At 59.1% G+C, this 13,528-nt stretch carries 9 protein-coding genes; 8 read left to right on the top strand and 1 reads right to left on the bottom strand.

The window, feature by feature from the left end; all coding sequences use genetic code 11:
- Positions 1–80 precede the first annotated feature (80 nt).
- Together tnpA and tnpB are read left to right on the top strand one after the other, a co-directional pair.
- A complete protein-coding gene (gene tnpA, locus XH84_RS41500) occupies positions 81–482 on the top strand; it encodes an IS66-like element accessory protein TnpA (protein ID WP_128948579.1) in 402 nt (133 codons plus the stop codon).
- Positions 479–775 carry an IS66 family insertion sequence element accessory protein TnpB gene (gene tnpB, locus XH84_RS32660; RefSeq protein WP_128948578.1) on the top strand — a complete coding sequence of 99 codons (297 nt, stop codon included), beginning with the start codon at positions 479–481 and terminating at the stop codon, positions 773–775. The genes tnpA and tnpB overlap by 4 nt, the downstream gene beginning before the upstream one ends.
- On the opposite strand, the gene XH84_RS32655 is transcribed toward tnpB, so the two are convergent.
- Positions 705–2,834 (bottom strand): recombinase family protein, encoded by a 2,130-nt coding sequence (locus XH84_RS32655; RefSeq protein ID WP_128948577.1) that lies wholly within the window; start codon positions 2,832–2,834, stop codon positions 705–707. The two genes, tnpB and XH84_RS32655, sit on opposite strands and share 71 nt — an antisense overlap.
- Before the next feature lie 541 nt (positions 2,835–3,375).
- On the opposite strand from XH84_RS32655, the gene tnpC reads away from it, so the two are divergent.
- The 6 genes from tnpC (at position 3,376) to XH84_RS40445 (ending at position 11,397) form a co-directional block, all read left to right on the top strand.
- On the top strand, positions 3,376–4,965 hold the full coding sequence (gene tnpC / locus XH84_RS32650; RefSeq protein WP_128948590.1) for an IS66 family transposase: 1,590 nt from the start codon (positions 3,376–3,378) through the stop codon (positions 4,963–4,965).
- A gap of 887 nt (positions 4,966–5,852) precedes the next feature.
- Complete coding sequence (locus XH84_RS32645) at positions 5,853–6,656, top strand: GHMP family kinase ATP-binding protein (RefSeq protein WP_164937413.1); 804 nt, start codon at positions 5,853–5,855, stop codon at positions 6,654–6,656.
- A gap of 8 nt (positions 6,657–6,664) precedes the next feature.
- A complete protein-coding gene (locus tag XH84_RS32640; protein WP_128948575.1) occupies positions 6,665–7,702 on the top strand; it encodes a pyridoxal-phosphate dependent enzyme in 1,038 nt (345 codons plus the stop codon).
- A gap of 11 nt (positions 7,703–7,713) precedes the next feature.
- Entirely contained in the window at positions 7,714–8,925 is a 1,212-nt protein-coding gene (locus tag XH84_RS32635) for an ATP-grasp domain-containing protein (RefSeq protein WP_128948574.1), read from the top strand.
- Between the two features lie 10 nt (positions 8,926–8,935).
- Positions 8,936–10,387: a lyase family protein gene (locus XH84_RS32630; protein WP_128948573.1), complete on the top strand. Its 1,452-nt coding sequence runs from the start codon at positions 8,936–8,938 to the stop codon at positions 10,385–10,387.
- 281 nt (positions 10,388–10,668) lie between these two features.
- The gene (locus XH84_RS40445; RefSeq protein ID WP_208757125.1) at positions 10,669–11,397 is read left to right on the top strand and encodes an aspartate/glutamate racemase family protein; all 729 of its coding nucleotides are present in this window, start codon (positions 10,669–10,671) and stop codon (positions 11,395–11,397) included.
- The last annotated feature ends 2,131 nt before the right edge of the window (positions 11,398–13,528 follow it).

Raw genomic sequence — 13,528 nt, 5'->3', positions numbered from 1 at the left:
CCTCCGGCCGAGGCCGCCTTCCCGGATTGCGGTCGGGCATGAGATGATTTGCTCATTAATTCGCAAGCAAATGAGCAAACGTGACGACGGTTACGGTTCTGTCCGGTCCTGAGCGGCGACGGCGGTGGACGAGTGCCGAGAAGCTTCGGATCGTGGTGGAGAGTCTGGCGCCTGGGGCCAGTGTTGTCGAGGTTGCTCGACGACATGACGTTCACCGCAATTTGGTTACGGCTTGGCGGCGGCAGGCGCGAACCGGCGTCCTCGCTTGCGGGCCCGAGCCGATGCAGCAGCAGGATGACGAGGTCCGTTTTGCGGCAGTCTCCATTGCGCCAGACCGGCAACCGTTGACGGCGCCCTCAGGAAGCTGCGGTGCGATCGAGATTGAGTTCGCGGCCGGGGCTCGGATGCGGATCACCGGTGCGATTGACGTGGCGACGCTGACCGCAGTCGTGGCGGCGCTGACTGATGGACGGCCGCGATGATCTCGTTGCCGGCCGGCGTGCGGGTATGGCTCGCGACCGGCTATACCGACATGCGGAAGGGCTTTTCATCGCTGGCATTGCAGGTTCAGGAGATCTTGCATCGCGATCCGCTGGGCGGCCACCTGTTTTGCTTCCGCGGTCGTCGCGGCAACCTGCTGAAGGTGATCTGGCACGACGGCCAGGGCGCCTGCCTGTTCACAAAACGACTGGAGCGGGGTCGCTTCATCTGGCCGAGCCCGGCCGAGGGTGTGGTGACGATCTCGTCGGCGCATGTTGATGCCCCTCCTTGTTAGGCTGACAGATTCTTAGATCAAGTTGCGCGATGACGTGTTTTCGAAGGTCTCCGATGGCGTGAAGAACGGATGGTGTATTCGGGAAGAGATAGGCGCCGCTGGGCTGGCGATCAATTAGCAAACGCTTGGTTCGGATCTGAACATAGAGCCAGTTTACTGGAATCTCGAGCCTTCGGGCCAGTTCGGGCGGGCTGAGGTATGAGTCGTCATGCTCCCATCGGCTGCGCTGGGCAGTTACCTTGATGGCGGCGGCACGACGGAGCCGCCCAACGGTGATAGGCAGCACCTTATCGGCGCAACGGGGAGAGCGGTGACCTTCCCGAGTAAGGACTGTGGCGATCTTGTCGTCTGGGACGCCGTCGCGAGCGAGCGTCAGAAGGCGTTCCCGCATCTCTGTGCCTCGCGTCAATCTGGTGACGGAGTTGACGCTCATCTTCACTTCGAGCTCCGTCACGGCGCCTCCCCGCCAGACGATCCTAGCCAGGGCCAAGTCGCGCTCACCGCGGTCGAGAACGACCTTTTCGATGAGACATCGCAACAACGCCTTGCGATGCGCATCCGAGATAGTCTCGTCACCCCATATCTGCGGGAGGCGGCCGGTGAGGCTGATGACCTTGTCGTTGAGCTCCTTGCTTATGGCCACTTGTGTGATGGCTTTGGGCGGCGTCTGTCGGGCAAGCGCCTCTTCGGCGGCGCGCACGTCGTTTAGCGCCGCTTCCCATCGACGCTCGAGTTCCGAGGCGACCAACCGATTATCTGGATCAGCTCGGTTGAACTGCCGTTCGGCGAGCGCCGCCGTGTATCGCTTGCGCTCGAGCTCTCGTTCTGCACTGGAGCGTAGCGCATTATTCATCTGCTGCTGCACCCGGCGGGAGCGCGACAAGGCATCGAGTTCGGCCGGCGCTAGTGCGGTTAGGAATGCGTCGCCAACGGCTGCATCGATATGGGCGGCGCGGATGTGTTGGCAGGTTGGCTGACCTTCCTGGGTACGCAGGTGATTGCATACATATTCGCCGCCGCCCTTGTAGCGGACGTACATCTTATGGCCACATCGTGCGCACCAGGCAATGCCGTGGAGCAGGAGCTCGCCATTGCGAGGCGCGCCGCGGGTTTTGATGCGCATGTATTCGGCTCGGTTATCTCTGATGACGGATCGGATTTTTTCATAAATTGGCCAGTCGATATAGGCTGGATATCGATCTTTAACGACGATCCGCCACTCCTCCATCGGCCGCGGAGCCTTTTGTGGCAGGGCCCCCTCCCGCTTCGGCGGCCGGAAGCGGGTTCGTCCATAGACAAAGGCGCCCGCGTATGCGGGGTTCTTCAAGATCGCCGCGACGGCAGCCAGCGTCGCGCGCGTCCAGCACAAATCGCCATACCGATCACGACGCGGCAGTTCCAGGTCACGCTCGTTCAACGCTCGCATGACCTTGGCAACGCTGCGCAGCTGCAGGAATAACTGGAAGACGAGACCGAGCCGCCCTTGCACGGCCATGTCGGGATCCTTAACGACCACGCCGCTCGGGTCCCGCATCAGCCCGATTGGCAGCATAACCGCAAGTTCGCCGCGTTCGGCTTTGGCCAGCAGGCCGGCGGTCAGCCGGCTGCGGATCGTATGTAGCTCAAGCTCGGAGATCGAACCCTTCAGCCCGAGAAGCAACCGTCCGTTGGGAGTGCCCGGATCATAGACACCATCGCGGTCGGCGATCAGGCAGCCACGTAGACCACAGATGTCCAGGAGCGGATACCAGTCGGTACAATTACGCGCCAAGCGGGTCACGTCGATCGACAGGATGAGTCCCACTTCACTCAGGCCAACACGGCCAACGAGTTCCTTGAAGCCGTTACGCTGTGCTATAGACGCGCCGCTCAACCCGAGATCGGCATCAATCACGTCGATGGCCGCCTCACGCCATCCGAGTTCGCGGGCGCGCTGGCGAAGCGCGTATTGAAGGCGCAGGCTCTCCTGATTGCTTACGACCTGATGGGGCGTCGACTGCCGGATGTAGACTACGGCTTTGCGCGCCAAGTGGCTTGGTGTGACCAGCTCGGACTTCATGAGGGATCTCCGCCAAAATAGCGGCGACGTCTTCGACGATCTGGCGTCGGAGCGCGGGCGTCAGCGTCGACCAAAGATCGGCTGGATCCATGCTCATGTGCGTCGGGACAATCCGCTATCGATAAAAGCTCGAGTAGAGCCTCCATACTCAGCTTAATCTGATTTGCCTCTTGCTCATAATATTCGATTGCGGTTGCTTGAATCAGAAGACTGCTTCCTGCGCGATACTCAACTTCATACGAAGCGGGAATGCCTCGGCCTCGCTGACCGATCTTCCTGATCACTCGATATGAGCGCCCCCACAAAGGATGGTGGGGGTCCCGAACCTCGACCACCTCCGGAAATGATTCGTCAGACTCACTATCAGGGACATTCCTCAATCCCCTCGCTGTCCGGGATTGACTGGAGGCACCCACAGGAGACGTGGCGGCCGACAGCGGTCGGATGAGGCTTTGAACTTGCGGATCGTGATGGATGTGATTCCATCACCATCGTGACCACGTCTGAATCGCTCCCCACCGATCTTGCCGCCGCGCATGCGATGATCCTCGCGGAGCGCGCCGCGCGCCTGGAAGCGGAGGCGGTTGCGGCGAGCGCCAAAGCGGAAGCTGCCAATGCGAAGGCGGCCGAGGCACTGATCAGTTACCTCAAGCTCGAGATCGAGAAGCTGCGTCGCCAGATTTACGGCAGCCGCTCGGAGCGCAAGGCACGGCTGCTGGAGCAGATGGAGCTTCAGCTTGAAGAGCTGGAAGCAACCGCAACCGAGGACGAACTGGCGGCTGAGAGGGCCGCGGCGCGAACGCAGACGGTCAAGTCGTTCCAGCGCAAGCGCCCGGTGCGCAAACCGTTCCCCGATCATCTGCCGCGCGAGCGGATCGTGGTCGCCGCGCCGCAGAGCTGTCCCTGCTGCGGCTCATCGAAGCTGTCGAATCTGGGCGAAGATATAACCGAGACGCTGGAGGTCATTCCCCGGCAGTGGAAGGTGATCCAGACGGTGCGCGAGAAGTTCTCGTGCCGGGACTGCGAGACGATCACCCAGCCGCCGGCACCCTTCCACGTGACGCCGCGCGGCTTCGCCGGCCCCAACCTCCTGGCCATGATCCTGTTCGAAAAGTTCGGCCAGCATCAGCCCTTGAACCGGCAGAGCGAGCGCTATGCGCGGGAGGGCATCGATTCGAGCCTGTCGACACTGGCCGACCAGGTCGGCACCTGTGCGACGGCCCTGCAGCCGCTTTACCGGCTGATCGAGCATCACGTGCTGGCCGCCGAGCGGCTGCACGGCGATGACACCACGGTGACGATCCTGGCCAAGGGCCAGACAATCACAGGGCATATCTGGACCTATGTCCGCGACGACCGGCCGTTTGGTGGCCGGGCGCCGCCGGCCGCACTCTATTACGCCTCGCGCGATCGACGGCAGGAGCATCCTGCCCAGCATCTTCGGACCTTCACCGGCATCCTGCAGGCGGATGCCTACAGCGGCTACAATGCACTGTACGACCCATCGCGTGCGGAGGGACCGATCACGCCCGCACTCTGTTGGGCGCACGCCAGGCGGCAATTGTTCGAGCTGGCGGACATCGCCGCCAATGCGCGGCGCGACAAGAATGCCGCAGCGATCTCGCCGACCGCGCTGGAGGCGGTCAAGCGCATCGATGCGCTGTTCGACATCGAACGCGGCATCAACGGCCAAAGCGCCGAAGAGCGTCTGCGGGTGCGCAAGGAACAAAGCCTTCCGCTTCTGACGGCATTGGAAGCATGGCTTCGCGAGCAGCGTGCTCGGCTGTCGAACGCGTCATCGGTCGCGAAGCCAATCGACTACATGTTGCGCCGCTGGGACCGGTTCACTCGCTTCATCGATGACGGGCGGATCTGCCTGACAAACAATGCAGCGGAGCGCGCGCTGCGCGGCTTTGCCCTCGGACGCAAGTCCTGGCTCTTCGCCGGCTCGGATCGTGGCGCCGACCGTGCCGCGATCATGGCAACCCTGATCACGACAGCAAAGCTCAACGACGTCGATCCGCAAGCCTGGTTGGCGGACGTGCTGGCCCGCATCGCAACCATCCCGCAAACCCAGCTCAATGAGCTGCTGCCTTGGGAATGGAAGGCGCCTGTTCAGTTCGCTGCCTGATCGGCTCCGAGCCGTGCGACTATCCCGCGGTCATCACCGGACGGTTACACTACATCTGAAGCAAAATGAAAATGACTTCGCGCTATAACTCCGCGATTAATCCTTTTTTTGAATCCAGCACTTTCTGTGTAGTTAGCTCGCTGCCTTCTGGTGCATGGCTGCAGCCTACAAAAGCCCCGAGTGCCACTCGCCGCCAACCTTGCACGTCAAAGTCGCGCAAGCGAATAACTGAAACAAGGATGTAACTTTAAATGGCGAGACTTTGATGCATTCACGCGCTGCTCGAATTGAATATTTCGACGTGAGCGCTGGGCAACGTCAGTGCATTACCGGGAAATCAAATCTCCTTGTGACCTGAAGGGCCGCCGAGACGTGAATTGAGATCGAACTCCCTTTGTTGGTAGGTGCGCACATCTGTGCAGCGGGCTAAATGTGGCGCTGCGAAATGCAGCAAGTCAACCGTACTGTTAGCATGCGGCCACCAAAAGCTCGACGCGTTCATGGCCGTTAGGCATGCAAATCAGACTGTTGGCTGGTTTCCGTGGCGTTCTTCATAGACGGGCATCACCACGATGAGAGACGGTTTTATTCGGCTTTCTGTGCCATCTTCAATGCAAGTCCGTTGCGGCTTGGTCCTTCGGCCACGGTAGAGGAACGATATGACGGAGATGCTAACGAGGGCTCCGGGGGACGGTACGATTGCTAGCTCCTACTCGCTCGCGAAGCCATACGGGGTGGCAACCTGCCACCCTCACTTTGGCGAGCTGCTCCAGGGAGCATTCGCCGTCGAGAAAGGGGGGCACCACCGCACGGTGCGCGCGCTGGTTTCAGTTCACATGCCACACGCCAATGGGTCGCAAGCCCATGCAATATTAGAGCCGAGCCGTATGGGGAAGTTCGTGCCGCAAGTCGGCCGCACTGGCGTCCAAGTGAAACCGAATCATTTCTACAAATGTGAGCTCGCAGCTCGACTTGCCCTCGATGCCTTTGGAATGAGGAATATGGCGGCCAAGCTTGAAGTTAGGACAATGGTTCCGGAGGGCGCCGGCATGGGCTCGTCTACGAGCGGCGTAGTGGCCTCTATCCGTGCGATCGCTAGGAGCGTCGCAGCTTATCGGGGATCCCGAGTGCTTCTGGCGCCTCATCTTCAGGCGAAGCTTGCGGTGGCGGCCGAGCATGCGTGCGACTCCCTGATGTTCGATTGCACAAGCAGCACCATTCTTTTCGCCCACCGAATGGGCAAAGTTGTCCAAGTATTCAACGGTCCTCTCCCCCAAATGTACATTTTGGGGTTTGACACAGGCGCGGCCAACAGTGGCATTGGAACCGACCGCCTCCCGCGAGCGCGTTACTCGCGTGATCAGATCGCCGCCTTTGGGTGCGCTTTGGCCGTCTTGGAGCGTGCAATTTCAGAGCAGAGCGTCGCACTCGCCGGCCGGGTGGCGACTTTCTCGGCGATACAGAGCGAGAGCGCCCTGCAGAATCCACTCAAGAAGCCGAAGTTTGACGAACTCCTCCGCATTAAGGAAGACATCGGATCGGCTGGCATTGTCGTCGCACATAGCGGCACGGTCGCCGGCTTGATCTTCGACCCGAATTTACCCGACCTTCGCAGCCGAATGGATGAGGCTAAAGCCGCGATCGGTCGCCTTGGCTTCGATATCCGCTGCACTTTTTCGACCCCGTATTGAGATGGACGATGGCGCACACGCTCTCCGACACTGTCGACGCCCATGCGCCTCTCAAGATCGTTTCATTGCGGCCTGAAAACCTGGCCGCGATCGATTTCAGAGTCATGAAGGTATTTCCTGCGTTCAACATCATCGAATCAGGTCTTCGCGATGGGACAATCGGCCCCAACACCACGATTGTTGAGACGTCGAGCGGAACGATGGCTCTCGGTCTCGCCATCGTTTGCATGCAGTTCTCGCTCAAGTTGCACATCTTCGGCGACCGCGCTATCGAGCCCCCCCTTAAACGCACGATAGAGGAATTGGGCGCTGAAGTTCACCTCGTGGAGGCGACAGCGTCGGATGCGAATGTCCAGCATCTCCGTAAAAAGGCGCTCCTCGACTTTATGGAGCGGACCGGAGCTACGTGGTCACGACAGTATGACAACCTTGGCAATCATTTTTCCTATGCGCGTCCAGCTGCGGAGGCGATGAGACGCTTCGGCAAGATCGACGTTCTGGTCGCAACCGTGGGCTCCGGAGGCTCATCCTGTGGCCTTGCCCACTATTGCCGCGCATTCTTTCCCGAAATGAGACTCGTCGGGATCGACACCTTCGGTAGTGTCTTGTTCGGCCAACCGGCGAGCCGACGTGACTTGCGCGGCCTCGGCAATAGCATTCTCCCGGGCAACTTGTTCCACGATGCCTTCGATGAAATCCATTGGCTCGGCGCTAACGAAGCATACCAAGCTGCGCACCGACTTCACCGGGAGACTTCGTTAAAACGCGGGCCTACGAGCGGGGCGGCCTACCTGGTCGCTAAGTGGTACGCCGAGCAGTCCCCAAAAAGCAAAGTACTCGCGGTATTTCCTGACGACAGCAATCGCTACGAGCACAACGTTTACGATCCAACGTGGATGCGCGCCAACGGCTATCAGGCCGCACTCGCCGCGGCCGAGCCTGTCCTTGTCCGTCACCCTCTTCAAGCTGATAGGGGTTGGTGCCGTTTCAACTGGAGCCGTCGCTCGCTGACCGAAGTGATAGATTATCAGCCTTCCCCCAACTGAAGCATACAAAAGTGACCAACTCAGCTGCGATCTTTATCGAATCCAACACCACAGGCTCGGGCGCCGACTTTATTCTGCGCGCGCAAGAACTTGGGCTCGTTCCACTCTTTGTTACAGACTCACCCGAACGTTATGCATTTCTGAGTCGCATTGCGGGTCTCGAACTACGTACATGCGACACGTCTTCAGAAACCGATGTTAGAGCTGTAATCGATAGCGTCGCGACGGACATGCGGATTGCGCTGCTAACGACTTCCAGCGATTTCTACCTTTACACGGCAGCGTTGGAAGCCAGGCGGCGGGGGCTTACCGGTCCGGATCCAAGTGCAATCGCACTTTGTCAAGCTAAAGATCGCCAGGCCGCCGCCCTAAGGGCGGCGGGTATCGGCGTGCCCTATAGCGCGACGGTGCATGCGGAGTGTGATATCAGCAACGCGATCAAGCAAATCGGGTTGCCTGCAGTAGCCAAGCCGATCAGCGGGACCGGCAGCATCGGCGTCACCTTCGTGGACACCGAAACAAGCGCCACTGACGCTTTGCGCAAGCTACTCGGGACTACGAATGACGTGCGTGGCCGCCCTATCCAGCCTGGTGCTCTTCTTATGGCGTATGTCGCCGGCGAGGAGTATTCCGTCGAGATTCTCGATAGCAAGATCATTGGCGTAACGCGGAAACACCTTGGACCTTTACCGCATTTCGTTGAAATTGGACATGATATACCAGCACCGATCTCGTCCCGGTTGCGCGCGAAAATCGAAAATGAGGCGCTTCGTGCCATCCAAGTTCTCGGGCACGTGAAAGGACCAGCTCATGTCGAACTCCGGGTCAGCGAGGATTGTGTCACGATAATCGAGGTTAATCCACGCCTTGCTGGCGGTTCGATCCCCACCCTTTTTCGTTACACAACGGGTTTTGATCCGGTCCTCGCGGTCCTCCGTAGCCTGCTCGGAACGTCCTCGCTCCCTTCGAGCGGAGCCGCTCATGGCTCGATTCGATTCATCATTCCGGAGCGTGAGGGCTCATTCGCCCTTCCACAGCAATGCGAGCATCTCGTCGATCGCTTTGGGCTGGCGGAATTCGTACTCTACTATACTCCGCCAATAGAGTTCAGGCGCCGCAACGATTTCCGCGACCGGATCGGCCACGTCATTGCAGTTGACGACGACCCTACTGCTGTTGCACGGCGCGCCGAAGCTGCCGTTGCTTTCATTCTTGGCGCATGAGGAGAGACCCTTGCAAAGCACAGGCCGCATCAAATCGACCCTTCATGCTGAAGCCAGCGCCATCGTTTTCGACAGTGATCTACAGCGTGCAGCGAAGGAGGAGCTACCCTTCTACGCCGAGATTGATCGAGCCCAGGCCATCATGCTTGAGCGAGTCGGATTAATCGATCGCGATCTCGCCCGAAAAGTGTTGACCGAGCTCGACAAACTGCAAGCCGAGAACTTTCAGACCATCGCAAGTCGACCTGCGCCTCGGGGTTCCTATCTCGCCTATGAGGATTATCTCCGCTCCAACATCGGAAACGAAGCTAGTAATCTACATCTGGGCCGGAGCCGCAACGATATCAACGCGACCCTCGTAAAGCTCAAGTTGAGAGCGCCCTATCAGGAATTGGCGGCCGAGATCCTCAAACTTTTGCAAGTGTTATGCGGTCAAGCTCGCGATCATCTTGAGACCGTCTTCCCGCTGCACACCCATCGTCAACCAGCATTGCCATCCACTTTTGCGCACCATCTGACCGCCTTCGCCGGAGCGCTCGCGCGCGATCTAGATGCCCTTCTGGCCGTGCATCCGATTCTGAACCTTTCCTGCCTCGGGGCCGGCGCCGGCGGCGGCACGACCTTGCCCATCCTACCGGAGTTGACGGCCAGGCTGCTCGGCTTCTCGAGCCCACCACTTAACTCGATCGACAGCGTGGCCTCTCGGGACCTGATCCTTCGCCTGCTAGCGGCTTGCGCGATTCTCGGATCATCTCTAAGCCGCATCGCCGAGACGTTGCTGCTGTGGGTCGGCGATCACGGATTGGCCACTCTACCGGACGAACTAGTGGGATCTAGCTCCGCGATGCCTCACAAGCGTAACCCTTTCCTTCTGGAGCAAGTCCAAGGAAAAGCAGGCGCAATCGTTGGCTGTTTCGTGGCCGCAGTCACGGCCATGCACAGCACGCCCTTCACAAACTGCGTCGCGGTCGGAACGGAGGCTACGCGCAATGTCTGGCCTGGGATCGACCATTCCATTGGGGTGTCGCGCCTGATCAGATTATGTTTCTCGGGCTTGATCGTCAGCGAAGATGCAGCGGCTGCGATGCTCGACAGGTCCTTCGTGAATGCCATGGAAACGGCGACTCGCCTTGCGCTCGGTGGCGATCTCGATTTTCGTTCCGCCCACAATGAAGTCGGGCGGTTGGTTACGACAGCGATCGAGGGTGGCGCGCCGAGCCTCTTGGCGGTCGGGCAACACGATCGGATGCTCAACTCAGAGACGTCACCGCCCCCGCACGTCATCGCGCGAACGGCTCGGGCAGGGGGAGGACCCGCGCCCGATGCCATTGCGGCATCGCTGGAGGAGCTGGAGAGCGGCATCCAACGAACGGCCGCCGCTTTGCGTGATCTCGGCAAAGGCTGGAGCCACGCTCAAGAAGAGCTTCGATCGGCCATTGCGAGCGTCAAAGGACCAACATGACAAGGAATCGACAGCGGAGAAGGAGCTCAAGGATGAGATCCGACATGCTACACTGCGCGAATGTTCAAACGCTTTGGGTCGAACGAATCGGTCGCGCAAGCGGACGGTGAGCAGAACAGCCTCTGAGCCCTACGTAAGCGCAACCACTGTTGGCCGTGCTCAGCTCCTGCCCGCGCATGACTTTCACCCGGACGCGACCCGGCAACACAGGCTGCTTGACATTCTCACTAGTTCGCCATTGGAAGCACTGTGATAACTAGTTATCACTCGGGAGACTCTATATGACAATGAACAATTCACGTCCTCTTGGAATTCTCAACCTCGAAAGGGGGCCGGCCCCCTCCGCTCCAAGACTGGGCTCGATCCTCCACCCGTCGACGTTTGCTTTTCCAATCATCGCGGAAACCGTCGAGGGAGCTTGGGCAGACGTGGCAATGCGCGGCGATCCAGCCATCAGACCGGCCACTATCGCAGCAACCCAGCGTTTGGTGCAGAGAGGAGCTGTTGCGATAAGCTCAAACTGCGCCTCCTTTATCCATCACCAGGACGCTGCGGCCGCGTCGGTGAATGTGCCTGTTGCCACATCGATCTTGCTTTTAGTACCGGCGCTGCTCGGCCAACTGCCGCCGACTTCGAAGCTCGCTATCCTGTCTGCTGACTCGAGAAACTCCAGCGAACGCGTGCATCGCATTGTAGAATCCCGTCACCGGTCTAGATTAGTGATTGGCGGCATAGAAGGGGGTAAATTGCATCAAAACGAAATGAAGCGTCCGCCAGTATACACCGAAACAGCCGATATTGAGGCGGATGTTACGGATTGCGTCTCACGGCTACTTGCCGACAATCCGGACATTGCTGCAATTGTGTTCGAGTGCACGGCTTTCCCACCAGTATCGCCGTCGATCCGCCGCATGACGAACCTGCCTGTCTACGACATCGCGGGCTTCTGTCGGATGATGATGGAGTCCGTTGCGCATGCTCGACGGTATCCCTCTACAAAAGTAGCATGACTGCCGAAGATGACGTCGTGCTGTGGCCGCTGGCGAGCGAGGTCGTTCAGGTGAGCTTTCTCGGAGTTTTGCGACGGCTGCGCCGTGTTGAAAGCTGGATTCAGTCTTCGTGCCGGCTGTCCTTCCCGTTGCTATCGGCGCCTTCTCGAACTGAGCTTACCTCTGCCGGAGGCGGAGTATGTTCCTTAGCCAGGTCTGCCTCCGCCAGGCCTTCTTGGAGAAACGCTATGAATGCTCTTGGTTCTGCTTTTTTATCAGAACGGTTCCTTGCGTTCCTTTTCCTCCAGCCGAATACGAAGGTCCGGTCAGGCAAGCTTTGCGTTTGATGAAAGAGCATGCCATTGCCGCCCGTGGCGACCTGCGAACACAACTTACCATATTTTGTTCGCGAACCTGGCACGACACCGCAGCAGACGGCTCGGCCTCGATTTCTTGTTGTTCTCTCCTCTGGCGAGGCAATTGCAGTCTTTCCAGAGGGAATCGATCAGCTTTATAGGGAGACGACCTGGGTAGAAAATTGCGGGAGCTGGCCCAATCGGAGGTGTGTCCCCGCTTGTTTGCGCATTGCGTGAACTACTGCCGGAGCATGCCAGGATTGGCACAGAGCTTGGCGCGGAAATTGGATTCCCTGGGGCCGATTTCTTTACGTGTTGCGGGCGCAGACAAACCTCGGACTTTGTCGATGCATCGGATCCGATCTTCACTCCTTTGCGAATGACCAAGTCACCGCCGGAGCTCAATCGGATTGAATCGTATGTGGGCTTGTTTCGAAAGCGTTTGACAATCTCGCACCAATCTTGCTTCTGGGCATGACGGAACGAGAGGCGTGTCGTCTTCGAGTTCGAATGTTTTTGTCGCGGACTCGAGAAGCCGGCGAAGATCTCGACGGATCACCGAAGCTGATGCTGCACGAAGAAGTTGTTGTCGTGACCGAATCTGGCTCGCAATTACTTGCATCTCGTGCATCTCGAATAATACCGTGTGTCGGCGGATAACGGGCGCCGGCTCCGCAGAAACCGTAGGCTTGAAGGCGCGAGAGTAACTGGACGGTCTGTCGCAGAAGATAAAAGACCGTCTTCTCTGGCGAACAAGAAAATGTTGCGAACGGATGTCCTCGATCATGCGCCGGCGGAAATGGCGCCTGGCCGCTAGAAAAACGCTCCTAAGGGTGGCGCGCTCGCAATCCCGCTCCTCTCAGAAAAGAGCCGGGTCGCTATCAGCTCTTCTTCACATGCCGCGCGAACAGCTTTGTTCGTTCCCGCTCGAATACCGCGTCTGCAAACTCCTGCAGGATATCACCGAATCCTGGACGCTTAGCGCCATCCATCGTTCGACAACCGAAAGCTTCCATCGTCGTTTGGCCCACGTATTGCAGCTTCGTTCCCTATGCGGCTCATGTGCATCGGCTCGCTGTCTCGGAGGGAAACTGGCGAGATCTCGAGATATCGTGCATCGATTGGCGCATTGGCAGCGGCTGCGTGCGAGCGACGGCCAACACCCATCTCGGTTCGATCCCGTGGCGTCCGCCTTCGCGATGTGCGCAGCTGCCACTACAAAAGTGGTCAACATCTAAGGAACCAATCGCTTCATCCGCTGGCTCGGTTCGTTGGAGAGCAGAGCGGCCGAGGCAAGGCTTAGCAATCACATTTGCCTCCGTCGAGTAACCGATGCAAATGGACGCGAGCCGACGATGGGCCTGAGCTCCGGGTAGGATTTCGTCCGGTGTCCTGCAGATCGTTGAGATCGTCAGCCATGGCTTTCGATCGCATGCACGGAAATGCAGGATGAGCGCCCACGGTGTGGGGTGCTGAATTCATCATTGCAGACATTGGCTTTTTTTCTCAAATAGCAGCCGAATGTTTGTTGCTGACGCACTCCGGAGGAGGCCGCTTTGCTTGCAGCTGCGCCGCCTTCAGCACGTGCTCACGCTCGTTGCCCTGCCTTTCGGGTTCGCTGCAGAAGTCAACATAACCGTGATTTGTCCTCCTTGGCGGCGCCCTCATGAGCCGCGCGTGGTCACATGAAGAATGAGAACCTGGATCGTGTCCCATTGCGTGGTGTAGCTGAGTGTGGGTCACCACGTTCGCCGACCTGGGCCGGATCGGTCAGCTGGCGATAGCCGGGAGGCTGA

The sequence above is a fragment of the Bradyrhizobium nanningense genome (assembly GCF_004114535.1).
GTDB lineage: Bacteria > Pseudomonadota > Alphaproteobacteria > Rhizobiales > Xanthobacteraceae > Bradyrhizobium > Bradyrhizobium nanningense.
The sequence above is the reverse complement of the archived record's forward strand: the minus strand, read 5'-3'. Positions and strand labels throughout refer to the sequence as shown.

Coding starts and splice junctions, on each gene's coding strand:
- tnpB (WP_128948578.1), top strand. CDS start 479: ATGATCTCGTTGCCGGCCGGCGTGCGGGTATGGCTCGCGACCGGCTAT.
- XH84_RS32655 (WP_128948577.1), bottom strand. CDS start 2,834: ATGAAGTCCGAGCTGGTCACACCAAGCCACTTGGCGCGCAAAGCCGTA.
- tnpC (WP_128948590.1), top strand. CDS start 3,376: ATGATCCTCGCGGAGCGCGCCGCGCGCCTGGAAGCGGAGGCGGTTGCG.
- XH84_RS32645 (WP_164937413.1), top strand. CDS start 5,853: ATGGGGAAGTTCGTGCCGCAAGTCGGCCGCACTGGCGTCCAAGTGAAA.
- XH84_RS32640 (WP_128948575.1), top strand. CDS start 6,665: ATGGCGCACACGCTCTCCGACACTGTCGACGCCCATGCGCCTCTCAAG.
- XH84_RS40445 (WP_208757125.1), top strand. CDS start 10,669: ATGACAATGAACAATTCACGTCCTCTTGGAATTCTCAACCTCGAAAGG.